Origin of the sequence: Pseudomonas sp. FFUP_PS_473 (assembly GCF_002858665.1) — a bacterium.
Taxonomy (GTDB): domain Bacteria; phylum Pseudomonadota; class Gammaproteobacteria; order Pseudomonadales; family Pseudomonadaceae; genus Aquipseudomonas; species Aquipseudomonas defluvii.
This window is the reverse complement of sequence record NZ_PJQQ01000003.1, coordinates 161,189-182,993: the sequence shown is the minus strand read 5'-3', so window position 1 is coordinate 182,993 and position 21,805 is coordinate 161,189. Positions and strand designations below refer to the sequence as shown.

Below are 21,805 nucleotides of genomic sequence, written 5' to 3'. Positions count from 1 at the left end.
TGTTGCACGTCGCACTGGCTCAGCCAGGCAGTGCAAGACAGTTGTTACCTAGTCTTCGGAGAAAAGCATGACTGACACCGATTCTACCCTGACCGCCGATGCGGTCCTTGATGCCAGTGGTCTGAACTGCCCTGAGCCTGTGATGATGCTGCATCAGTACGTGCGCGATCTTGGCGCGGGTGGCCTGCTCAAGGTCATCGCGACAGACCCTTCGACCCGTCGCGATATTCCCAAGTTCTGCGTGTTCCTCGGCCATGAACTGGTCGAGCAGCAGGAGCTGTCGGGTACTTACCTGTACTGGATCCGCAAGAAGCTCGATTAAGCCGCTGCCTGCCGGATGCGTTTGCGTGCACTGCGCACCAGGCGCACCGAGAGCATCAATGCGGCGCAGGTCAAGCCGACAATCAGGCCTTCCCAGAGGCCGCTTGGCCCGCTGGCCGTGCCCAGCCAGTCGGTCAGGCCGAGCAGGTAACCCACCGGCAGGCCAATGCCCCAGTACGCGAACAGGGTCAGGATCATGGTGACCCGCGTGTCCTGATAGCCACGCAGTGCACCGGCGGCAGTGACCTGGACCGCGTCGGAGAACTGGAACAGCGCCGAGTAGACGATCAGCATCGAGGCAATCTGGATGACTGCGCTGTCGGCGGTGTAGATCGAGGCAATCGGTTCGCGCATCAGCAGCATCAGGCTTGCTGAAAAGCAGGCGTAGGCCAACGCCGTGGCCATGCCGACGCCCGCAGCAAAACGTGCCTGGCGTGGCTCGCCGGCGCCGATGGCCTGGCCGACCCGCACGGTGACGGCCATGCCCAGCGAGTAGGGGATCATGAACACCAGGGAGCTGACATTGAGGGCAATCTGGTGCCCTGCAACCACAGTTGAGCCGAGGCTGCCGATCAGCAGGGCAATCACCGCAAAGATGCTCGACTCTGCAAATACCGCGATGCCGATTGGTAGGCCGATACTGAGCAGGCGCTTGATCAGGGCCCACTGGGGCCAGTCGAAGCGGGCAAACACCTCACTTGGGCGATAGACCGGCGCCCGGGCGATCCAGACCGCCATGCACAGGGCCATGAACCACATGACGATGCCGCTGGCCCAGCCGCAGCCGACACCGCCCATGGCCGGCAGGCCCAGGTGGCCATAGATGAAGATGTAGTTCAACGGGATATTCAGCATGAGCCCGGCAAGCCCCAGCACCATGCTCGGGCGTGTGAGCCCCTGGCCGTCGCTGCAGCAGCGCAACACAAAGTAGATGCCTACGGCCGGCAGGCCGAAAGCGATACCCTTCAGATAACCCATGCAGGGCGCGATCAACTCCGGGTCGACCTTCATCACGTGCAGGATTGGCTCGGCACTGATCAGCAACAGGCTGGCGGCAATTCCGACCGCCAGTGCCAGCCACAGCGCCTGGCGCACCAACGGACCAATCTCGGCAGGCTGGCCAGCGCCGAAGCGCTGGGCAACCTTGGGCGTGGTCGCCAGCAGAATGCCGGTCATCAATAGAAACACCGGCACCCAGATGGAGTTCCCCAGCGCTACGGCGGCAAGGTCCCGCGGGCCGACCCGTCCGGCCATCACCGCATCGACGAAGCCCATGGCGGTCGTTGCCAGTTGCGCGATGATGATGGGGGTGGCCAGGCGCATCAGGGTGCTCAATTCGGCGCGAACACGAGCGGGGCGGGAGAGCGGAGTGGTGTCGGTGGTCATGAGTGTCACAAGGCAGGTGTCCCCATTGAAGGTGTGGAAAATTGCTTAGTCTAACCGTTGACGGATCGGTCAGGAAATAACCTGTGACTGGATTGGCCGGGGCCGATGCGCCTAAACTGCGCTCCCCGACAGGAGATCGCCATGCTTATTGTTGCCGACGAAAATATTCCGCTGCTCGATGCTTTTTTTGCCGGCTTCGGTGAAATTCGCCGTTACCCGGGGCGAGCCATCGACAGCGCCTGTGTGCGGGACGCCGACGTCCTGCTGGTGCGTTCGGTGACTCAGGTTGATCGGGCCTTGCTGGAAGGCAGCACGGTGCGTTTTGTCGGTACCTGCACCATTGGTACGGACCACCTTGACCTGGACTATTTCGAGCAGGCAGGCATTCGCTGGTCCAGTGCACCCGGCTGCAATGCCCGCGGCGTTGTGGACTATGTACTGGGAAGCCTGCTGACGCTGGGCGAACTGGATGGCGTTGATCTGGCCAAGCGTACCTATGGTGTGGTGGGGGCTGGTGAAGTCGGACGTCGGCTGGTCGAGGTGCTGCGCGGGCTGGGTTGGTCGGTGCTGGTCTGTGATCCGCCGCGGCAGGCTCGCGAGGGTGGGGATTATGTCGACCTGGAGCGTATTCTCGCCGAGTGCGACGTGATCAGCCTGCACACGCCGCTGACCCGTAGCGGTGAGGACGCAACCTGGCATCTGCTCGATCGCGAGCGACTGGCGCGCCTGCGGCCAGGTGCCTGGCTGATCAACGCCAGCCGAGGCCCCGTGGTGGATAACAGCGCCCTGCGTGAGCTGTTGCTCGCCCGTGACGATGTCCAGGCCGTGCTGGATGTCTGGGAGGGCGAACCACAGGTTGATCTGGCACTTGCCGACCTGTGTATTCTGGCCACGCCGCACATTGCTGGCTACAGCCTGGACGGCAAGCAGCGCGGTACCGCGCAGATCTATCAGGCATTCTGCGCCTGGCGAGGCGAGCCCGAGCAGGTGAAACTGGTCGATCTGTTGCCGCGGCCATGGCTGGCGCAACTGAGCCTTGAGGCCGAAACCGATCCGGCCTGGGCCTTGGCCACGCTGTGCCGTGCCGTGTATGACCCGCGCCGTGACGATGCGGATTTTCGCCGCAGCCTTAGCCGTGACCCGGGTAAGCAGCGAGCAGCCTTCGACCTCTTGCGCAAGCAGTACCCGGCGCGTCGTGAAATCGAAGGCCTTGCCGTAAAGGTCAATGGCGAATCGCCGGCCTTGCGGCAGATAATCGCTGCACTGGGGGCTGTGCAGGTCTGAACGGCAGGCAATAAAAACCCGGCGCTGGCGCCGGGTTCAGGAAGTCGATACCGATCAGGCTTTTTTGGCGGTTTTTTCCCGGCTCTTTTCCAGGTCCTGGCAAGCCTTCTGGATCATCTGCTCGGTGATCGGGATTTCACGACCCTGAGCATCAATGATCGCGCCGCAGGCCGGGTTGGCGTGGGGCGACGCTTGTTGCGATGTGCTGCTGTTCTGCAAGCTCATATCCTGTCTCCTCATCAGGTTGCAAGCTCAGCCTAGATAGGCGCGATGACCGCCGTGTGACAAGGTCCTTCGCGAGTCGCCGCGCATGTGCCAAGTCCACCAGAAAGCCATACAAACTGCCAGTAGCACTTTAGAACGAAATCTACTAGGCACTGCTGGGATGCGGCTTAAGTGCTGTGCTCATGCTGCTGCTCGGGTGTAGGCTGCTGCAAATCGACTGAAAGTGGCATTGTCATGATCCTCCGCGTGTCTTCCCGGCAACGCCAGGCCATTCAACTGGCATGGCGTTTTATCCGCCCGTATCGAAAACAGGCAATCGCCGCGCTGGTCGCGCTAGTGCTGACGGCGGCGATTACCCTGTCGATGGGGCAGGGGATTCGCTTGATGGTTGACCAGGGCTTCATGACGCAGTCGCCAACACTGCTGAATCAGTCTATCGGGTTGTTCTTGTTGCTGGTGCTGGCCCTTGCGGTTGGCACCTTTACGCGCTTCTACCTGGTGTCGTGGATCGGCGAGCGTGTTGTTGCCGATATCCGTCAGCAGGTGTTTGATCACTTGGTCTACCTGCACCCCGGTTTTTTCGAGAGTAACCGCAGTTCAGAAATTCAGTCGCGGCTGACCGCCGATACAACGTTGCTGCAATCGGTGATCGGCTCTTCGCTTTCGTTGTTTCTGCGCAATGCCTTGATGGTGGTGGGTGGCGTTGTGCTGCTGTTCGTGACCAACCCGAAGCTGACCAGCATTGTGGTGTTGGCGTTGCCCCTGGTGCTGGTGCCGATTCTGGTTTTCGGTCGGCGGGTGCGTAGCCTGTCGCGTCAGAGCCAGGACCGGGTAGCGGATGTTGGCAGTTATGTGGCCGAAACCCTGGGGCAAATCAAGACCGTGCAGGCCTACAACCATCAGGCCAGCGACCAGCGTCGTTTTGCTGTGACGGTCGAAGCGGCGTTCGACACCGCGCGCAAACGCATTCTGCAGCGCGCCTGGTTGATTACCCTGGTCATTGTGCTGGTGCTCGGTGCGGTGGGGGTGATGCTTTGGGTGGGCGGCATGGACGTGATCGCGGGGCGTATTTCCGGCGGTGAGCTGGCTGCGTTCGTTTTTTACAGCCTGATCGTCGGCAGTGCGTTTGGCACCTTGAGTGAGGTGATCGGTGAGCTTCAGCGTGCTGCGGGCGCGGCGGAACGGATTGCTGAGCTGTTGGCCGCACGCAGTGAGATCGTTTCGCCGGAGCACGGCGTGATGCACTTGCCGGAAAGGGTCAGCGGCCAGTTGGAACTGCGTGAGGTGTGCTTTGCCTATCCGTCGCGACCGAACCCGGCCGCTATTGATCATTTGAGCCTGGTGGTGGCGCCCGGCGAGACCCTGGCGTTGGTCGGGCCGTCGGGTGCTGGTAAATCAACGCTGTTTGATCTGTTGCTGCGCTTTTACGATCCGCAAGCCGGTCAGATCCTGCTCGACGGCCAGCCCGTTGATCGACTGGATCCTCAGGAGTTGCGGCGAAACTTCGCGCTGGTTGCACAGAACCCGGCGTTGTTCTACGGCACGGTCGAGGACAATATCCGCTATGGCCGTGCCGATGCCAGCAGCGCCGAGGTCGAGGCCGCCGCACGCAGTGCCTACGCCCATGAGTTCATCCTGCAGCTGCCTCAAGGCTATCAAACCCACCTGGGCGAGTCTGGGCTTGGGCTTTCCGGCGGTCAGCGCCAGCGTTTGGCTATTGCCCGGGCGCTCTTGGTGGATGCGCCGATCCTCTTGCTCGACGAGGCGACCAGTGCGCTGGACGCACAGAGCGAGCACTTGATCCAGCAAGCCTTGCCAGGGTTGATGGCCGGACGAACCACGCTGGTGATCGCTCACCGCCTGGCAACCGTGCAGCATGCCGACAGGATCGCTGTCATTGATCAGGGCCGGCTGGTGGCGGTCGGCACTCATCGGCAGTTGATTGCCGAAAGCCCGCTGTATGCCCGGCTGGCGGCGTTGCAGTTCAGTGCTGCAGATACGCCACATGAAGCCGATAACAAGGTGTAAGCCAGGTTTTTACAGTTTTATGACAGCTCTAATACCGTCTGTCACATTTCTGTAGTAATCCCCTGAGACTATCGTAACCCGTTGTTGCGTAGCACTTGAATGCTTGCCGGCCGTCACGGATGACCGTTTTTTGCTGATGCTGGCTGCTTGCCAAGGGAGATAAGGATGTCTCTACGTGGCCGATGCGTCTTGCATTGGTACACACACCTCTACCTTGTTGTGAGACCCTGCCCGATGTTCCTGCGTAAATCTCTACGGATGCAAATCCTCGCTCTGCTTGGCGGAAGCGTATTGGCAATGCTGCTGATTGCTCTGGTCTGCTTCCAGTTTCTCTCTGCCAGCGTGCGTGGATATGGTGAGTTGGTCGATGGGCCGCTACAGGCCTCACAGCTGATCGATGAGGCCAACTTGCAATTCAAGGTCCAGGTTCAGGAGTGGAAAAACGTCCTGTTACGTGGCAAACAACCTGCGGAACTGGACAAGTACTGGCAGCAGTTCCAGGCGCGCGAGCAGCAAGTGCAGGACATTCTTGCGCAATTGATCAACAGCAACGCACAAGAATCTCAGCTCCAGGCGCGCCTTGTGCAACTCAAGGACAGCCATCGTCAACTGGGTGCGGCCTATGCCAAAGGGCGTGAAGCCTTTTTGGCAGCAGGCGGTGATCCTGTTGCAGGCGATCAGGCGGTAAAGGGTGTCGACCGGGCAACCAGTGAGCAGATGAGTGAGTTGGTCAGCCAGTTGCGCGCGGATGCCAAGGCGCGCGCTACACACATCAGTGACGCGGCGCAGCGCACGGTCTGGCTGGGGTTGTTGATCATGTTCGGCTCGGCTGTGCTCGTGGGGCTGCTTAGCGTGTCGCTGGTCAACCGCAACATTGTCGAGCCAATCCGCAAGCTGATTGAGTATGTGGCGAACCTCAGTCATGGCCGTTTCGATGCGCGTGTTGCCAGTGACCGTCAGGATGAGCTTGGGCGCCTGGCGTTAGCTGCCAATACCTTGCGTGACTTCCTTGCCGATACCTTTGGGCGTCTGCAGAGCAACGCGGTAGACCTTGAGTCGGCCAGCGGCGAATTGCGGACCATCGCCGGCGGCATGGCTCGTGGCACGGATGACCAGTTTCAGCGCACCGATCAGGTCGCGACGGCCATGCATGAAATGTCTGCCACGGCGCAGGAGGTCGCACGCCATGCAGCTGAAGCGGCGCGTGCCGCCGACGAGGCAGATCACAATGCCCAGGCAGGCGAGCAGGTGATGCAGGCGACGATCGATACGATTGCCGCCGTTAATCAGGAAATTGTCGGTACCGCAGGCGTTATTCGCAATCTGGAACACGACAGTGCGCGGATTGGCAAAGTGCTTGAGGTCATTCACGGTATCGCCGAGCAGACTAACCTGCTGGCACTCAACGCGGCCATTGAGGCGGCGCGTGCCGGCGAAGCGGGCCGTGGTTTTGCGGTCGTTGCCGATGAAGTGCGCAGCCTGGCTCAGCGCACCGGCGCGTCGATTGCCGAGATCAATCAGATCATCAGCGCTGTACAGTCGGGTGCCATGGAGGCGGTCAAGGCCATTGAGAGCGGTCAGGTGCGCAGTGAGGAGGGGGCCGCGCAAGTTCAACGTGCGGGGCAAATGCTTCAGCGCATCACCTTGGCAGTGGAAGCGATCCGCGACATGAACCGGCAGATCGCCACGGCTGCGGAGGAGCAGACCAGCGTGGCCGATGATATCTCGCGCAACCTGGTGGAAATCACGCGGATTGCGACCGCCAACCAGGAAGCGGTGGAACATACCGAGCAGGCCGGTGGTCGCCTGCACGAGCTGTCCGGGCAACTGGGCGCCGTTACCGCTCGCCTCAGCGCCTGATCGCCACAGGCGGGGGAAATCCGCCACTTGCCAGCCGCTGAGGCGTGGCAATGTGGCGGATTGTCGCCATGAAAACCCCCAAATATGCGCGAGCTGACACGTTTTAGCCATTGGGCGTTGGTGTGAGCGCAGTTGGCCCGCTTCCTGCTTTAAGGCGGCGTTGGCTTAGGCCATGCAAGCACCCGGCGGTTGCCGCTTCAGATGACCGCACGGCGTGACGACTGTTCCCCGATCCATCGAACAACCCCAGCCGCCAGCCATCGCGCCGGTGTCCAGGCCTGCTGCCTGAGTACCGGGTCGCCCTCTGCGTTGGCCTGCGCGAGCAAAAACAAAAATCGGGCGTGCACAACGGGGCGAGCGGTCATTGCCAATTACTTCACTTCAATTGGATTGAACTATGAAAAAAATCCTGCTGACGCTCTTGTGCCTGAGCGTCATCGGTTGCTCCAAGCCCAATGAGCCCGAGAAAACCGTAGACGTGCTGCTGATCGGCGGCGGTATCATGAGTGCAAGCCTTGGGACCTATCTCAACGAGCTGGAGCCTGAATGGTCCATCGACATCTATGAGCGCATGGACAAGGTTGCCGAAGAAAGCTCCAACGCCTGGAACAACGCCGGTACCGGTCACTCGGCGTTCTGCGAACTGAACTACACCAGCGAAGGTGCCGACGGAACGATCGATATCAGCAAGGCTGTCGGGGTCAATGAGCAGTTCGAGATCTCCAAGCAGTTCTGGGCCTATCAGGTCGAGCGCAATGTGCTGAACAATCCTAAGTCGTTCATCAACAATGTGCCGCACATGAGCTTCGTCTGGGGCGACAAGAACGTCGAGTTCCTGAAGAAGCGTCATGCTGCCCTGCAACACAGCTCTTTGTTCCGCGGCATGGAATACACCGAAGACCACAAGCAGATCGAGCAGTGGGTGCCGCTGGTCATGGAAGGTCGTGCCGCCGACCAGAAGATCGCAGCCACACGCATGCCGATCGGCACCGACGTCAACTTTGGTGAGATTACCCGCCAGTTGTTCGCGTCGATGACCCAACACGATAACGTCAAACTGCACGTTCAGCATGAAGTCCGCGACATTGTTCGCAATGCAGACAACACCTGGACCGTGGTCGTTGCCGACCTGGCCAACAAAGGCGTCGAAACCAGCGTCAAGGCCAGGTTCGTCTTCATTGGTGCCGGTGGTGGTGCGCTCAAGTTGCTGCAGAAGTCGGGTATTCCTGAAGCCGAAGGCTATGCAGGCTTCCCGGTCGGCGGTCAATTCCTGATGACGGACAACCAGGACATCGTTGCGCGCCACAAGGCCAAGTTGTACGGCAAGGCTTCGGTCGGTGCGCCGCCGATGTCGGTTCCGCACCTGGACACCCGAGTGATCGATGGCAAGGAAGTGCTGCTGTTCGGTCCGTTCGCCACGTTCTCGACGAAGTTCCTCAAGAATGGCTCGTTGCTTGACATGTTCGCTGCGCTGACCCGCCACAACATCATGCCAATGACCCACGCCGGTATCGACAACATCGACCTGAGCACCTACCTGATGGGCCAGTTGATGCTGAGCTTCGAAGACCGCATGGCAGCCCTGCGTGAGTATTTCCCGAACGCCCGGAACGACGACTGGAAACTGCTTCAGGCCGGTCAGCGGGTTCAGGTTATCAAGAAAGACCCTGTGCACGGCGGTATCCTGCAGTTCGGTACCGAAGTGGTTGCGTCCGAGGACGGCACCATCGCGGCACTGCTGGGTGCGTCACCTGGTGCTTCGACTGCTGCGCCGATCATGCTGAGTGTGTTGGAGAAGACCTTCAAGGACCGTATCAAGACCCCTGCGTGGCAGGCCAAGCTGAAGGAAATCATTCCAACCTATGGCCAGAAGCTCAACAACAACCTTGAGCTGACCAACAAGACCCGTGCCTGGAGCAGCGAGCGCTTGCAGCTGAATTTCGTACCGGTATTGCCTGAGGAAGCGCCTACCCAGGCTGCGATGTAAGGCACATCATTGGCAAGCCCGCTCCAACAACGGTCGCACAAGGCTGTTGGCGCGGGGCTTGCCAGCGATGCAGGCGCCGCGAACCCGCGGGCACCCTGCTGATGCCATCGCAGGCGTTGAATCAGTGGCGACGCTTCTTGTTGCCGTCGGCCAGGTTGTTGCCCAGAGCACCACCGGCTGCACCGCCCAGGCCTGCACCGATGGCCGAGCCGGTGCTACCACCGAGCTTGCCGCCAATCAGCGAGCCACCTGCCGACCCCAGGCCGCCACCCAGCGCTGCCTCGGCTTTGTTGCCCTTTTTCGCGGCCATTGCGCTGCCCGCTGCACCGCCAACGCCGGCACCGACAGCTGCACCGGTGCTGCCGCCCAGTTTTTGCCCGACAACGTTACCCAGAACGCCGCCCAGGCCGCCGCCGATTGCCGTCGTGCCATCGCCCGCCACTGCGCCTTGTGCGCACAGCAGGCCCAGAGTAATGGCGGCAAGAGTCTTACGCATGTGAAACAACCTCAAACAGGAGAAAAGGGCGCGTATTCTGAGGGTGTTCTTCGATGCCGGCAATCGACACTGACCATCGGCGTAGCACGCGAGCCGCCCTGTTTCAGAGGTCTTGGACCGTGCGGACCTGGTCTTTGTTGACGCGGTTGCGCTTGCCGTCCAGTTGCTCGAATTCGTAGAAACCGGACTCATCATCATACGTTGGCGTGTCGATGGTCTGGATCTCGCGTCCGTCGTTGAGGGTGATCACGGCTGGCGATGAGCAGCCTGCCAAGGTGCCCAGGCCCAGTGCGAGGAGGAGCGCAGGGAGTGTTCGTTGGATCATCGTGTATCTCCAGTCATGGATGGGACGCTGTACGGTTCTTGAGATGCATACCTTTACAGCAAGTTCCTTGTTGATTGCAGCATAGCTGTCAGGGGCTGATCGTGGTCAGGGTAGTGCTGGGCGCGAGTTGATGTGGCCTGTGATATAACACCGGGCATGTGTTCCTACCAATGGATTCAAGGTCCCATGAAAGCCAAGGCTGATGTACCTTTTGTGCCGCTTAACATCGCGGTGTTGACCGTCAGTGATACCCGTACGCTTGAAACCGATACCTCGGGTGAGGTGTTTGTCGAACGCCTGACGACGGCCGGGCACGTCCTTGCGGCGCGTGTATTGCTCAAGGACGATCTCTACAAAATCAGGGCTCAGGTCGCGACCTGGATTGCCGATGAGCAGATTCAAGTGGTGCTGATTACCGGTGGTACAGGGTTTACCGGTCGCGACAGCACGCCCGAAGCGGTGACGTGCTTGCTGGACAAGCAGGTCGATGGTTTTGGTGAGCTGTTCCGGCACATTTCCTTGGCCGATATCGGCACCTCCACCATACAGTCGCGCGCGCTTGCGGGCCTGGCCAATGGCACGCTGGTGTGTTGCCTGCCGGGTTCGACCAATGCCTGCCGTACCGGCTGGGACGGCATCCTGGCCGAGCAGTTGGATGCCCGTCATCGCCCGTGCAATTTTGTCACCCACCTCAAGCAGGCCGAACCCTGCCAGAGCCGTGGCTGAGGCCGCGGCGGTGAAGCCGCTGATGTCCGTCGAGCAGGCCCTTGAACGCCTGCTGGCGTTGGCCGATAGCACGCCTGTTCGTGAGTATGAACAGGTCTGCCTGGCTGAGGCTGAAGGCCGCGTACTGGCCCGTGAACTGGTTGCCAGCCTGGACCTGCCGCCGTGGCCGAACAGCGCCATGGACGGTTATGCCTTGCGCCTGGCCGATTGGCAGGGTGAGCCGCTGGTGGTGAGCCAACGGATATTTGCCGGTCATGCGCCCGCACCACTGGAGCCCGGCACTTGTGCGCGTATCTTTACCGGTGCGCCAATGCCGGCGGGCGCCGATTGTGTGGAAATGCAGGAAAATGCCGAGGTTCTGGCCGATCAGCGGGTGCGCTTCACCCAGTCGTTGCGCGTTGGTCAGAACATTCGTCCTCAAGGCCAGGAAACACGCGCCGGTGAGCAGGTGCTGGCTGCCGGCACACGCCTGGGGCCTATCGAGTTGGGCTTGGCAGCCTCATTGGGCTGCGCTGAGCTGACGGTGGTTCGGCGTGTGCGGGTAGCGTTGCTGTCCACCGGTGATGAGTTGGTTGAGCCTGGCTTGCCGTTGGGCCCCGGGCAGATCTACAACAGCAATCGACGGCTGCTGGCGGCCTGGTTGCAGCGTTTGGGTTGTGAAGTGGTCGACGTCGGCATTCTTGAGGATGACCTGCAGAAGACCCGCGAATGCCTGGGGCGTCTCTCTGACGTCGACCTGATCCTCTCTACCGGCGGTGTTTCGGTCGGTGAAGCCGACTACCTGGGTATCGCCTTGCGCGAGGAAGGCGAGTTGGGGCTCTGGAAGCTGGGAATCAAGCCAGGCAAGCCGCTGACCTTCGGGCATTACCGCGGTGTGCCGGTGGTCGGGCTGCCCGGTAACCCTGCGTCGACGCTGGTGACGTTCGGCCTGTTGACCCGTCCCTACCTGTTGCGCCGCCAGGGTGTTCAGGACGTCGCGCCTCTGCAGTTTGCCGTGCCAGCCGGCTTTGAATGGCCCAAGGCCGGCAGTCGCCGGGAATACCTGCGTGGGCGAATGGAGCACGGGCAGGCGCGGATCTACAAAAACCAGAGTTCTGGCGTGCTGCGCAGTGCCGCCTGGGCAGAGGGACTGGTCGAGGTTCGTGAGGGCCAGACGCTCGTGCCAGGCGACATGCTGCAGTTCATTCCGTTGAGCGAATTACTCGGCTGAGCGGCTTAGCAGTGCGCTGTCCAGATCGGCACCACCTGTTCTGGACAGCGCGCTGAGGCGCGCGTGTACTGCTTCAAGTTGTGCCGCTGCAACGCTCCAGTCGTGCGTTGTACTGACGAACTGGCGAGCAGCGTCCGACAGTTGTCGCATGCGCCAGGGTTGGTTGAGCAGTTGGGTAATCATCAAGGCCAGGCCATCGCTGTCGTCGCAGCCCAGGTAGTGTTCGCCATTGTTTACGGTCAGGCCGGCGACGCCATCGCGGGTAGTGACCACGGGCAGGCCGGCCGCCATGGCTTCCAGCACCTTGACCTTGCAGCCACCTTTATGGCGCAGCGGGGCGAGGAAAATCGCCGAGTGACGTTGTATGTCGCGCAGGTCGGGCAGGTAGCCGATCCACTCGATACGCGGGTCATTCCAGTGCAATTTCAATTGTTCCGGCAGGGCATGGCCCGCGATTGCCACGCGAACCGCCGGGTTGCTCAGCCAGACTTTCGGCATGATGTCGTCGAGGGCCCACTCAATGGCATTGAGGTTGGCGCCGTACTCGAAATTGCCGACAAACAACAGGCGTTGGCTGTGCAGTGCCGGGCTCACAGACTGGTAGTACTCGCAGTCGACGCCATTGATGACCACACGGGCGGTGCGGCCAGTCATTCGGCTGATCAGGCCGGCGTCGTCTTCACTGACCGCAATCACTTCGCTGGCCTGGCGCAGTACCCGTGTTTCCCAGTACCGGTAGCGCCAGCGGTCGAATGTATTGAAAGGGCGCAGCCACAAGGGCAGTCGGTCCTGGCGGGCGGCACCGGCAATGGATTCGACGGTGTGCTCACTGACAATGAACGGCAGTCCGCTCGATTGCAGGGCCTTTTCGAAGGGTTGAAAACTGTAGCTGTGCTCGATCTGTATCACGTCCCAGTGTTCTTGCAGCAAGTGCTCGAAGCAATGCCGCAGGTGGGGCGCCAGGCCGTTGATACTGGCCCGCATCGGGTAGCTGACATAGAACGCTGCGAGCAGGTTGAGCGGGCTGCGCAGCGGGCGCCTGGGCAGTACGATCAAGCGCTCGACCCAGGGTTCGAGCGCTTGCCGTGCCGCGTCCCCGAGGGGGACCTTCGATTGCACCAACAAGGTGATGCGGTGGCCCCGTTGGGCCAGACCGCGTAGCAGGTTGTATTGCCGGGTCTTGCCACCGCTGGTGGTTGGCCAGGGCAGGTTGGGCAGTGTCCAGAGTACGCGCATGAAGCCTTTCCTCTATCGCCGGGCGGGTAACGCTGGCCGATATGAAAGGCGCGCCTGCCTGAGTCAGCCGATGATCGGCTCTGGGGCGCGTCCGTAAATATCAGTAAAGCGTACGATGTCGTCCTCGCCCAAATATTCGCCACTTTGTACTTCGATCATCACCAGATCGATGACCCCCGGATTGCGCAGGCGATGGGTGCAGCCGGGTTTGATGAAGGTTGACTCATTGGTGTCGAGCAAAAATTCTTCTTCGCCGTTGGTCACCATCGCCATTCCGCTGACCACGATCCAGTGTTCACTGCGGTGATGGTGCATCTGCAGCGACAGCGACGCTTCCGGGCGAACCATGATGCGCTTGATCTTGAAGCGCGGACCTTCCTCCAGCACGGTGTAGGTGCCCCAAGGACGCGTCACGGTGCGGTGCAGGCGATAGGCGTCATGGCCTTGGCGCTTGAGCTCCTGGGCGATCAACTTGACCTCCTGACTGCGCTGCGCGTCCGCGATCAGCAACGCATCGGGCGTATCAATGATGATCAGGTTGTCCAGGCCAAGGCCTCCGACCAGGCGGCGAGGCGAATCGATGTAGCAGTTGCTCACGTCGTGAAGTACGGTCTCGCCGTTGCATTGGTTGCCGTTGTGATCGCTTTCCTTCAGTTCGCGTACGGCTTGCCAGCATCCGATATCGCTCCAGCCCAGTTCGCTGGGAAGTACCGCAACCCGTTTTGAGGGCTCCATCACTGCGTAGTCGATGGAGATGTCCGGGACTTGCGCAAAACTGTCAGCATCCAGTTCCAGTTGCAACTCACCGTGACCGGTTTTGCTCTGGCTGCGTTCCAGGCATGCGCTTACGGCCGCGAGCAACTGCGGTGCATGCACCTCCAGTTCGTGCAGGATGGCATCCACGCGCATGCAGAACATGCCGGCGTTCCACAGGTGCTGGCCTTCGTCCAGGTAGCGTTGTGCGGTGGCTGCGTCAGGCTTTTCAACGAAGCGCGCAACCTGATGGCCGTGAGCGCCCAGCGGTTGGCCCTTCTCGATATAGCCAAAGCCGGTTTCCGGGCGGCTGGGGACCAGGCCGAACGTGGTTAGCCAGTGCTGTTCGGCCAGTTCCCTGGCATGTCCAACGGCGGTTTCGAAGGCCTGCAGATCACTGATCAGATGGTCGGCTGGCAGTACCAGCAGCTGCGCGTCCTCACCGTAGTGGCGTGCGCAATGCAGGGCGGCGGCGGCAATGGCGGGCGCGGTGTTGCGGCCACAAGGCTCGAGAATGAAGTCCATTGCGACGCGGGCCTGGTTCAGTGCCCGGTACTCATCCAGGGTGCGGAAGAAAACATCGCGGTTGGTCACGGTCAGCACCCGCTCGACATCCTTCAGGTTGCTGGCCCGGATGAAGGTCTTCTGTAGCAGGCTCTGACCATCTGGCATGCGCATGAATGGCTTGGGCATGGCTTCGCGGGAAACCGGCCAGAGCCTTGTGCCAGCGCCGCCAGCGATGATGCAGGGAATCAGTACACTCATCTCACATAGCCTCGAAGCAAGGGCGCTGCGATCGTGCAGCGCGACAGGAAGGAACAGGTACCTGGCAGGCGCTTGCACAATGAGTCAATAAACCGACTTTTTTCACCGGCGTCGTCCTTGATTGCCAATATTTTGTCGAATAATGCACGTTAGGCGGCACGCTTTCAATGGCATTTCCATGAATGCGGGTGTTTTCCGACCGCTGATCGTACCCCGCTCTTGCTGTGCCGAGGTCGATATCGGTGCTGCGTGACGTTGCAGCTGGAATGTCGATAGACCTTGGCGCGAGGGGCATGTTAGCGCCTGGGTGTGTCAGGCGTACGCAGGGAGCGTTCAATCGGGATGGCAGGGCGCTTTGGGTGGCAAGCCTGCGGCTCACGGTGTTGCTGAGGGGCATTGCGAGTGCGTCTGCCCGAGGCGTATTCAGTGCTCAGTCGTCCAGGCTGATGATTTGCTCACGTACGGCAAACAGAACCAGGCCGGCCACGTCGTAAATCTGCAGGCGCTTCATGATCTGCGAGCGATGGGTTTCTACGGTTTTAATACTCAGGCCCAGGCCGTTTGCAATCTCCCGGGTGGACTTTCCGCGCACAATCAACCGCAAAATTTCCAGTTGGCGTGCCGTGAGGTTGTGATTATCGGCCGCTTCCGGCTTGTTCGCCTTGGCTTTGAGCAATGCCTGATTGATGACCGTATGGGCAATGGCCGGGCTCAGGTAGCGTTCGTCGCAACGCAGTGCGGCAAGTGCTTGTTCAAGCTCGGTGGCAGTGGTGTCTTTGAGCAGGTAGCCGTGGGCGCCGGTTTCCAGGGCGCGCATGATCAGCTCCGGGTCAGTGTGCATCGACAGAATCAAGACTTTGCAGCGGCTATCGGTTGCGCGCAGCTGTGCCAGGGCGTCAAGGCCGCTGGTTGAGCGCATGGAGATATCCAGCAGGATGATATCCGGGTCAAGTCGTCGAACCAGTTCTGGCAACTGGTTGCCATCATTGGCTTCGCCTATCACGGTGTAGCCCGGAATGTCGGATACCAGTGCGCGTACGCCGGCTCGAATCAGTGAATGGTCATCTACTAGCAGTAATTTACAGGTCATGGGGTCTTACTTGCATTGGCGCGTTCGAGGGTTCGTGGTGCCCATGGGAACAATGCCTGGATCTTTGTGCCGTGGCCGGGCTGGCTGTCTACCGAAAGGCTGCCGCCCAGCAGGTTCACGCGTTCGAGCATGCCGGCCAAGCCGCGCTGGCCGCCCTCGGCAGGGTTGTCTGTGGCCAGGAAACCTTGGCCGTCATCGGTGATCGAGAGTGACAGGCCTTCAGGAAGGCGTTGAATGCAGACGACCAGATTGCTGGCGCGTGCGTGTCGCAAAATGTTTGTGACGGCCTCTTGGGTAATCCGAAAGGCGGCGATTGCGGTTTCCTGCGGGATGCCGTCCATGCGTTGTCTGCAATCGAGGCTCCACAGCACATCGGTGTTCTCCAGCGTGCGCAGCAGGTGCGCGCGCAGGCTTGCTTCCAGGCCAAGGCTGGTCAGTTGCCGAGGATTGAGGATCGCTGAGACATCGCGGACATTGGCCAATGTATCGTCCAGTGTCTTGCGCAGGGTTGTGCAGTGTTCCTGCAACTCCGCCGGCAGGCGACGATAGAGCCAGTCGGCTTGAAGTTTGGCGGCGGTCAGCAACTGGCCGATATCGTCGTGCAACTCGCGGCTCAGGTGTTGGCGCTCACTTTCCTGCACTTTCAGCATGCGCTCGGCAAGTTCCTGCGGGCGCAAGGCGATTGAGCGCGCGCTTCGCAGCAATTGCCATGCAATGCACAGCATGGCCAAGGCCTGCAGTGCCAGCAAACTGCCCGGCATGGGCATCGAATGCAGGTACAGGTACAGGTTTGCGGCAATCGAGCTCAGGCAAAGCCCAGCGGTCAACCAGCGTAATAGGGCGGCTCCGGGTGACCAGCGCTTGAACGTCATGAGGCGTAGGAGCATAGGGAATGAAGCCACTGAATATATCGCTGTTGAAAGCCTGTCAAAGGTCGAACAAGAGGTATTGGTCGTATTGCCTTAAACAACTTGTTGATTGTTGGTTTTACATTGGCATGGTGGCCACGCTTTCAACCAACAGGCAATGCCATGAATTAAGCACTGCGATGCTGTGTGTCGACCGCAGTGATGCATATTAGCACTTCACATACATTTGGTCGCGGGTACCGAAGGTGTCTGAATGGTCAGATTTTACTGGGTGGTACGGTCGTTCCGCTTTTGAGGGATTGTAGCACTTCGCTATCACTGATGCAGGAAAGATACCTTCCCTTACATCAAGGTCGGGTGGGGTTTAAGCGCTTTACCTGGAACTAGTCGAACGCGCTCAAAGTTATGGCTTAGTGTGTTTCTTGTACCGTTCAGGTAACGGCTCTATTGCGGGCTTAGTTTGACTTTAATTCAGGCTAGTTGGCCTTGGAAAACAGCGGCTGGCATGGGGCGACTCGGCTCATTCTGCGCGGCTCGCCTCTTGCGGGTCCAGGGTGTTGGTCAGGTTGCCGATCAGCTCGAGTTGCTCCTGGTTATCCAGGCTGAGAATGCCGGTTTGCGGATCAATCAACTCCAGTTGCCAGGAAAGCAGTGTCAGGCAGTCCGAAAGCACGGTTAGCGCCTCACCGTGCAAACGATTGCGGTATCGCTCTGGCTCAAGCAGAAGTCGTAGTTGAAGGCAGAATTCGGCAATCTCGGATTGGTCGTGGGCCTGTGCGCGATTAGCGAGGGAGCCCAGTGTGTCGACCATGCAGTCGATGGCATCCGGATCGTTGCCGATCAGTTCCAGATGCGTCAGGCATTCCTGGGTCTTGGTCAGCAGAACCTCGGCATCAATCAGAAAGTCTTGTAGCGCGCTCGTGTTGGGTGAGTCGTCTTGCATTATGCGGCTCCCGCAGGGCGCAGGTTGGCGAAGTGCCGATAATCTGCCTGGCAGCGGACGTTTTGCAGTGCCGGAGCAGAAGCTGGCCACAACCGAGCGATAGCAAACAAAAGCCTGACTCCATTCATGCAATGAGAATGGCGTCACATTAATGGCTAATGGATATTGCGAACATCAGGTCTCACCCGATTGCTGCTAGGGGTTTCCCTGATGCTGTCTGAGGTGCCCGTGGAAGGGCATGAAGAGGATGAGCGCAGTAAAGCATGATGCTAAAGTGACATCAATGGGGTGCCCAGCATTTTATTTGAGGGGTCAAGCTGGGCGAAAAACGGCCGATATACGGTTAATGCATTTAATTTGCGAAACAGGGGTTCTTCTAATGGCTGGCATTCTCGACACGGTAGACCAACGGACGCAGCTGGTAGGCGAGAACCGCCTGGAAATCCTCATGTTCCGTCTGGCAGGTCGGCAGTTGTTCGCCATCAACGTGTTCAAGGTTCAAGAGGTGCTTCAACTGCCGAAGTTGACGCTGATGCCTCAGCGCCATCCCTTTGTCTGTGGTGTCGTCAACTTGCGTGGGCAGACACTGCCGGTGATCGATCTTTCTCAGGCGATCGGCATGCGCCCGCTGCAGCCCGGGCCGAACAGCACCATTATCGTCACCGAGTACAACCGTTCCGTACAGGCCTTCCTGGTCGGCGGTGTCGACCGGATCGTGAACATGAACTGGGAGGCTATCATGCCGCCGCCCAGCAGTGCGGGCCGGCAGCATTACCTGACGGCCATCAGCAAGGTTGACGATCAACTGGTCGAAGTCATCGACGTTGAGAAGGTGTTGGCGGAAATCGTTCCGTACAGTGCCAAGGTATCCCGCGACAAGCTCGAGGATCCCTTGCTGGCGCGTGCTTTTGGTCGTGAGGTGTTGCTGGTGGATGACTCTACGGTGGCGCTCGCCCAACTGCGCGACACACTGTCTCAACTTGGCGTGAAAATGCATGTGGCCAGTGACGGGCTGAAGGCGCTGCGCATGCTCAAGGCCTGGGCCGACGCCGGTGAAGACATCTGCGAGAAGCTGTTGATGGTGTTCACCGATGCTGAAATGCCAGAGATGGACGGTTACCGATTGACCACGGAAATCCGCAACGATCCGCGTTTGCGTGGTTTGTATGTGGTCTTGCATACCTCGTTGTCCGGCAGTTTCAACGAATCGATGGTGAAGAAGGTCGGCTGTGACAACTTCCTCTCCAAGTTTCAGCCCGACAAGCTGGTCGACGTGGTGCGCGAGCGTCTGATGTTGGACACGGCCACCGCCTGACGGGAGCAAGCCGGGCAGCGCCAGCCCGGCTGTCGGTGTAAGCTTGCTGCCTTTGACATCTCAGGGAGCAGGCCACATGCAGTTGAGCGCGTTATACCGTTACCCACTCAAGTCAGCCCAGGGAGAATCGTTGCAGCAGTCGTCTTGTGGGCTGTTGGGGCTGACTGGAGACCGGCGCTGGATGCTGGTGGAGCGTGAGAGCGGACGCTTCCTGACCCAGCGTGCGTATCCCCGGATGAGTCAGTTGTCGGCCCTTTATGATGCCGAGGGGGGCTTGGTGTTGAGCGCGGCTGGCCAGGATGCACTTCACGTTTCGGTACCGAGTCCCGATGACGCCTTGCGCGGTGTAACGGTCTGGCGCGATACCTTGCGCGTTCCGGACGCCGGTGATGCGGCGGCGGACTGGTTGAGCGTATTCATGGGTACCGCTGTACGCTTGGTTCATGTGCCTGAACAGCGAACCCGCTACCTGCCTGCCGGGTATGGCGAGAACAGCGACCGTGTCGCCTTTGCTGACGGTTTTCCCTTGCTGTTGATTGGCCAGGCCTCGCTTGATGACCTGGTACAGCGCGTTGGCCGACCGCTGGCAATGCAGCGTTTTCGGCCCAATCTGGTGATTGAGGGGAGTGCCCCGTTTGCCGAGGACGGCTGGAAGCGCATTCGTATCGGCACACAGGCATTTCGTGTGCTCAAGCCGTGCACCCGCTGCATCCTGACCACGATTGATCCACTGACGGGTGAGCGCAGCGCCGACCGTGAGCCGTTGACTACGTTGAAGACGTATCGGCAGAAGGATGGCGATGTGATGTTCGGGCAAAACCTGGTGGCCGACGGCGACGGTGTGCTCGAGGTGGGGATGCCGGTGACGGTGCTGGAGTAACCCTGCTGTTCCCTCGGGCTGGGTAGCCTGCTGGCATGGAACCCGTCAGGGCTCCATGTCGCCGCAGGCGTGTGGCTTACTGATCGTCAAAATAGCGTTCGTGCCAGTCCACGATGGGCTGCGGTGAGTTGAGCTTTTGCCCGTAGATCACCGAGTAGGACAGCACGTTTTGCACATACTGGCGCGTTTCGTCGAAGGGGATCGATTCGACCCAGACGTCGAAGCTCAGGTGATTGGCGCCTCGCAGCCATTGTCTGACACGGCCCGGGCCTGCGTTGTAGGCGGCTGAAGCGAGTACCCGGTTGCCATTGAACTGGCCGTGTACCTGACTCAGGTAGGCGGCGCCCAGCTGGATATTCTTCTCCGGGTTCAATACCTGCGCTGGGGATGCCAGGGGAATGCTGAACTTGCGCGCTGTCTCTTTGGCGGTGGCGGGCATCAGTTGCATCAGGCCACTGGCGCCAACACTGGAGCGCGCATCATCCATGAAGGCACTTTCCTGGCGGGTAATGGCAAATACCCAGCTCGAATGCAGTCCGCGGGCTTGCGCTTCACGTACCAGGGTGTCGCGGTGGGCCATGGGGAAGCGGATATCCAGGTCATCCCAGTACTGCGCCTGGCTGATGGTACGAATGGCCGGGAAGTACCAGCGCATGTCATAAGCCAGTTTGGCTTGGGCAACCATCTCGTCGCGGTTGAAGTGGCGGCTGACGTGATACCACTCGCGGCGCCCGTCAACGATTTGTCCGCGGGCATGGAACTCCAGTGCGCGGCGTATGCCTGGGGTATTGCGAACCTTGTTGATGACCTGTTGGCTCAGCATTAACGGCTTGTTGTTGAGCTGATAAGGCGTTTGTGCGCGGTCGGCAGCAAGGAACCCGTAGTAATCGCGCTCACGGGCGACGTTCTTGTACAGCAGCGGGACTTGTGGGTTCTTCGGCTGCGCCAATTCCAGGCTGCGAACCTGCCAGTAGCGCCAGCGGCTGCTGCTGGCCAGGTCTTGTGGCAGGCGTTTGGTCAGCTCATGGGCATCCTCCCAGCGGCCCAGGCGCAGCAGCAGGCGAAGGCGCCACTCGGTGACCGTGTTGTCGCGCAACTCCGGGTCATAACGGGTCATCAGCTCGAGCGCGCGCGGGTCATAGCGGCGCGCCAGGGTCAGGCCGATTTCGTTGGCAATCGCAACCTTCTCGTCGCGCGAGAAGTGCATGCGGTTGGCGTAGTCGTCGAGCAGGGCCATGGCCCGCTCCGGGTCCTGGCGAGCCAGGCGCCGCAGGCCGAGGCTGACCACGTCGGCCATTGCCTCGTTGGCTGGGGCAAAGCGGCCAGGCTGATTCAGCAGTTCAGGCTTCTGCGCGACGTCGATCAGCAGCCGGCCTTGCGGGCCGAGGCTGTTCAAGGTCTTGACCAGGTTGTTCGCCAGGGCGTAATTGCGCGCCTGGGCGGCCAGCTTGAGGCGCTGCCAGCGTTTTTCCTCGGTCAACTGGCCTTCGGCGGCCCAGCGGTCGAACAGGGCATCGCAGGCGGTGGGTTGTGACTTGCCGACCAGCCAGAGTTTCTCGGCGCTGGCATAGCCTTCGGCGCGCTTGCCCTGAATCAGTAGGTGTTGGCCGTTGAGGCAGTCGAGCTCGGTGAAGTTGAGCTTGGGGTCGTAGTAACGGGCGAAGGTGTCCCACTCGCCGCGATCGGCAAGCCAACGCAGCCAGCGAAGTTTCATCCAGTTGGCTTGCGGCAGGTCGCCGTGTTCGGCAAGGAACTTCTCGATTTCGGCATTGCTCGCCGTCTTCAGACGAGCGGTCAGTTCGTCATACGCCAGGTAGGGCTCCAGCGGATAATCGCTCAGCGCCTGGGCGTAACGCCGATACGGGCCGCTGTCGCCCTTGGCCAGGGCGCGCTTGGCTTCATCGTAATACTGGCGCTGCAGCGTGATATCGGCCGCCTGTGCGGCGCTGACCGCAGAGGCAGAGAGAACAATGCATGAAACGAGGGTGTACAGGCGACGGCGCATGATACTTCCGAACAGTTTGACCAGAACAAGTGTCGGCGTCGCCAGCACTGATGGGTATTACGTGGTTAAGCTTAGCCGGTTGCCGGGGGCTGATCAAAGCA

General features: G+C 60.3%; 19 protein-coding genes and 1 pseudogene. 10 read left to right on the top strand and 10 right to left on the bottom strand.

The window, feature by feature from the left end:
- Positions 1–67 precede the first annotated feature (67 nt).
- The gene (gene tusA, locus CYD26_RS03365) at positions 68–322 is read left to right on the top strand and encodes a sulfurtransferase TusA (RefSeq protein ID WP_065758433.1); all 255 of its coding nucleotides are present in this window, start codon (positions 68–70) and stop codon (positions 320–322) included.
- On the opposite strand, the gene CYD26_RS03360 is transcribed toward tusA, so the two are convergent.
- A complete protein-coding gene (locus CYD26_RS03360; protein ID WP_065758434.1) occupies positions 319–1,707 on the bottom strand; it encodes an MATE family efflux transporter in 1,389 nt (462 codons plus the stop codon). The genes tusA and CYD26_RS03360 overlap by 4 nt on opposite strands.
- 141 nt (positions 1,708–1,848) lie before the next feature.
- On the opposite strand from CYD26_RS03360, the gene pdxB reads away from it, so the two are divergent.
- Entirely contained in the window at positions 1,849–2,991 is a 1,143-nt protein-coding gene (pdxB, locus tag CYD26_RS03355) for a 4-phosphoerythronate dehydrogenase PdxB (RefSeq protein WP_102051799.1), read from the top strand.
- Positions 2,992–3,045: 54 nt separating this feature from the next.
- Here the strand turns inward: pdxB and CYD26_RS25205 are convergent, their stop codons facing one another.
- On the bottom strand, positions 3,046–3,216 hold the full coding sequence (locus tag CYD26_RS25205) for a PA1571 family protein (RefSeq protein WP_176717399.1): 171 nt from the start codon (positions 3,214–3,216) through the stop codon (positions 3,046–3,048).
- Between the two features lie 234 nt (positions 3,217–3,450).
- On the opposite strand from CYD26_RS25205, the gene CYD26_RS03350 reads away from it, so the two are divergent.
- The 4 genes and pseudogenes from CYD26_RS03350 (at position 3,451) to mqo (ending at position 9,091) form a co-directional block, all read left to right on the top strand.
- Positions 3,451–5,244 (top strand): ABC transporter transmembrane domain-containing protein, encoded by a 1,794-nt coding sequence (locus CYD26_RS03350; protein ID WP_102051798.1) that lies wholly within the window; start codon positions 3,451–3,453, stop codon positions 5,242–5,244.
- Between the two features lie 165 nt (positions 5,245–5,409).
- Positions 5,410–6,219: pseudogene (locus CYD26_RS25775) on the top strand (HAMP domain-containing protein); the annotation flags it as partial.
- Positions 6,220–6,336: 117 nt separating this feature from the next.
- Entirely contained in the window at positions 6,337–7,104 is a 768-nt protein-coding gene (locus CYD26_RS25770; protein ID WP_371917179.1) for a methyl-accepting chemotaxis protein, read from the top strand.
- A gap of 397 nt (positions 7,105–7,501) precedes the next feature.
- On the top strand, positions 7,502–9,091 hold the full coding sequence (gene mqo, locus CYD26_RS03340; RefSeq protein ID WP_065758438.1) for a malate dehydrogenase (quinone): 1,590 nt from the start codon (positions 7,502–7,504) through the stop codon (positions 9,089–9,091).
- A 121-nt stretch (positions 9,092–9,212) separates the two neighbouring features.
- Here the strand turns inward: mqo and CYD26_RS03335 are convergent, their stop codons facing one another.
- Positions 9,213–9,587 carry a bacteriocin gene (locus tag CYD26_RS03335; RefSeq protein ID WP_065758439.1) on the bottom strand — a complete coding sequence of 125 codons (375 nt, stop codon included), beginning with the start codon at positions 9,585–9,587 and terminating at the stop codon, positions 9,213–9,215.
- Between the two features lie 103 nt (positions 9,588–9,690).
- The gene (locus CYD26_RS03330) at positions 9,691–9,912 is read right to left on the bottom strand and encodes a YgdI/YgdR family lipoprotein (protein ID WP_065758440.1); all 222 of its coding nucleotides are present in this window, start codon (positions 9,910–9,912) and stop codon (positions 9,691–9,693) included.
- Positions 9,913–10,098: 186 nt separating this feature from the next.
- Between CYD26_RS03330 and moaB the strand changes: the two genes are divergently transcribed.
- Both moaB and glp read left to right on the top strand, forming a co-directional pair.
- Positions 10,099–10,638 (top strand): molybdenum cofactor biosynthesis protein B, encoded by a 540-nt coding sequence (gene moaB, locus CYD26_RS03325; RefSeq protein WP_065758441.1) that lies wholly within the window; start codon positions 10,099–10,101, stop codon positions 10,636–10,638.
- Positions 10,639–10,660: 22 nt separating this feature from the next.
- Complete coding sequence (gene glp, locus CYD26_RS03320) at positions 10,661–11,848, top strand: gephyrin-like molybdotransferase Glp (RefSeq protein ID WP_178081685.1); 1,188 nt, start codon at positions 10,661–10,663, stop codon at positions 11,846–11,848.
- Here the strand turns inward: glp and CYD26_RS03315 are convergent.
- The 5 genes from CYD26_RS03315 to CYD26_RS03295 form a co-directional block, all read right to left on the bottom strand.
- Positions 11,837–13,084 (bottom strand): glycosyltransferase family 4 protein, encoded by a 1,248-nt coding sequence (locus CYD26_RS03315; RefSeq protein ID WP_099775401.1) that lies wholly within the window; start codon positions 13,082–13,084, stop codon positions 11,837–11,839. The two genes, glp and CYD26_RS03315, sit on opposite strands and share 12 nt — an antisense overlap.
- A 63-nt stretch (positions 13,085–13,147) precedes the next feature.
- A complete protein-coding gene (locus CYD26_RS03310) occupies positions 13,148–14,602 on the bottom strand; it encodes a mannose-1-phosphate guanylyltransferase/mannose-6-phosphate isomerase (protein ID WP_065758443.1) in 1,455 nt (484 codons plus the stop codon).
- A gap of 430 nt (positions 14,603–15,032) precedes the next feature.
- On the bottom strand, positions 15,033–15,692 hold the full coding sequence (locus CYD26_RS03305) for a response regulator transcription factor (protein WP_065758444.1): 660 nt from the start codon (positions 15,690–15,692) through the stop codon (positions 15,033–15,035).
- Positions 15,689–16,579, bottom strand: a complete 891-nt coding sequence (locus CYD26_RS03300; RefSeq protein WP_065758445.1) for a sensor histidine kinase — start codon at positions 16,577–16,579, stop codon at positions 15,689–15,691. Before CYD26_RS03300 ends, CYD26_RS03305 begins: the two co-directional genes overlap by 4 nt.
- 502 nt (positions 16,580–17,081) lie before the next feature.
- Positions 17,082–17,504 (bottom strand): hypothetical protein, encoded by a 423-nt coding sequence (locus CYD26_RS03295; protein ID WP_065758446.1) that lies wholly within the window; start codon positions 17,502–17,504, stop codon positions 17,082–17,084.
- Between the two features lie 379 nt (positions 17,505–17,883).
- Here CYD26_RS03295 and CYD26_RS03290 point away from each other — a divergent pair, with 379 nt between their 5' ends.
- Positions 17,884–18,819: a chemotaxis protein CheV gene (locus CYD26_RS03290; protein WP_065758447.1), complete on the top strand. Its 936-nt coding sequence runs from the start codon at positions 17,884–17,886 to the stop codon at positions 18,817–18,819.
- 76 nt (positions 18,820–18,895) lie between these two features.
- The gene (locus tag CYD26_RS03285) at positions 18,896–19,699 is read left to right on the top strand and encodes an MOSC domain-containing protein (RefSeq protein WP_065758448.1); all 804 of its coding nucleotides are present in this window, start codon (positions 18,896–18,898) and stop codon (positions 19,697–19,699) included.
- 76 nt (positions 19,700–19,775) lie between these two features.
- Here the strand turns inward: CYD26_RS03285 and CYD26_RS03280 are convergent, their stop codons facing one another.
- A complete protein-coding gene (locus CYD26_RS03280; protein ID WP_065758449.1) occupies positions 19,776–21,704 on the bottom strand; it encodes a transglycosylase SLT domain-containing protein in 1,929 nt (642 codons plus the stop codon).
- Between the last annotated feature and the right edge of the window lie 101 nt (positions 21,705–21,805).

What these genes read in the sequence shown, in the direction of transcription:
- CYD26_RS03305 (WP_065758444.1), bottom strand. Translation starts at nt 15,692, where the DNA reads ATGACCTGTAAATTACTGCTAGTAGATGACCATTCACTGATTCGAGCC.
- CYD26_RS03310 (WP_065758443.1), bottom strand. Translation starts at nt 14,602, where the DNA reads ATGAGTGTACTGATTCCCTGCATCATCGCTGGCGGCGCTGGCACAAGG.
- CYD26_RS03295 (WP_065758446.1), bottom strand. Translation starts at nt 17,504, where the DNA reads ATGCAAGACGACTCACCCAACACGAGCGCGCTACAAGACTTTCTGATT.
- moaB (WP_065758441.1), top strand. Translation starts at nt 10,099, where the DNA reads ATGAAAGCCAAGGCTGATGTACCTTTTGTGCCGCTTAACATCGCGGTG.
- CYD26_RS03350 (WP_102051798.1), top strand. Translation starts at nt 3,451, where the DNA reads ATGATCCTCCGCGTGTCTTCCCGGCAACGCCAGGCCATTCAACTGGCA.
- CYD26_RS03280 (WP_065758449.1), bottom strand. Translation starts at nt 21,704, where the DNA reads ATGCGCCGTCGCCTGTACACCCTCGTTTCATGCATTGTTCTCTCTGCC.
- CYD26_RS03335 (WP_065758439.1), bottom strand. Translation starts at nt 9,587, where the DNA reads ATGCGTAAGACTCTTGCCGCCATTACTCTGGGCCTGCTGTGCGCACAA.
- CYD26_RS25205 (WP_176717399.1), bottom strand. Translation starts at nt 3,216, where the DNA reads ATGAGCTTGCAGAACAGCAGCACATCGCAACAAGCGTCGCCCCACGCC.
- pdxB (WP_102051799.1), top strand. Translation starts at nt 1,849, where the DNA reads ATGCTTATTGTTGCCGACGAAAATATTCCGCTGCTCGATGCTTTTTTT.
- mqo (WP_065758438.1), top strand. Translation starts at nt 7,502, where the DNA reads ATGAAAAAAATCCTGCTGACGCTCTTGTGCCTGAGCGTCATCGGTTGC.
- CYD26_RS03330 (WP_065758440.1), bottom strand. Translation starts at nt 9,912, where the DNA reads ATGATCCAACGAACACTCCCTGCGCTCCTCCTCGCACTGGGCCTGGGC.
- glp (WP_178081685.1), top strand. Translation starts at nt 10,661, where the DNA reads ATGTCCGTCGAGCAGGCCCTTGAACGCCTGCTGGCGTTGGCCGATAGC.
- CYD26_RS03285 (WP_065758448.1), top strand. Translation starts at nt 18,896, where the DNA reads ATGCAGTTGAGCGCGTTATACCGTTACCCACTCAAGTCAGCCCAGGGA.
- CYD26_RS03300 (WP_065758445.1), bottom strand. Translation starts at nt 16,579, where the DNA reads ATGCTCCTACGCCTCATGACGTTCAAGCGCTGGTCACCCGGAGCCGCC.
- CYD26_RS03290 (WP_065758447.1), top strand. Translation starts at nt 17,884, where the DNA reads ATGGCTGGCATTCTCGACACGGTAGACCAACGGACGCAGCTGGTAGGC.
- tusA (WP_065758433.1), top strand. Translation starts at nt 68, where the DNA reads ATGACTGACACCGATTCTACCCTGACCGCCGATGCGGTCCTTGATGCC.
- CYD26_RS03360 (WP_065758434.1), bottom strand. Translation starts at nt 1,707, where the DNA reads ATGACCACCGACACCACTCCGCTCTCCCGCCCCGCTCGTGTTCGCGCC.
- CYD26_RS25770 (WP_371917179.1), top strand. Translation starts at nt 6,337, where the DNA reads ATGGCTCGTGGCACGGATGACCAGTTTCAGCGCACCGATCAGGTCGCG.
- CYD26_RS03315 (WP_099775401.1), bottom strand. Translation starts at nt 13,084, where the DNA reads ATGCGCGTACTCTGGACACTGCCCAACCTGCCCTGGCCAACCACCAGC.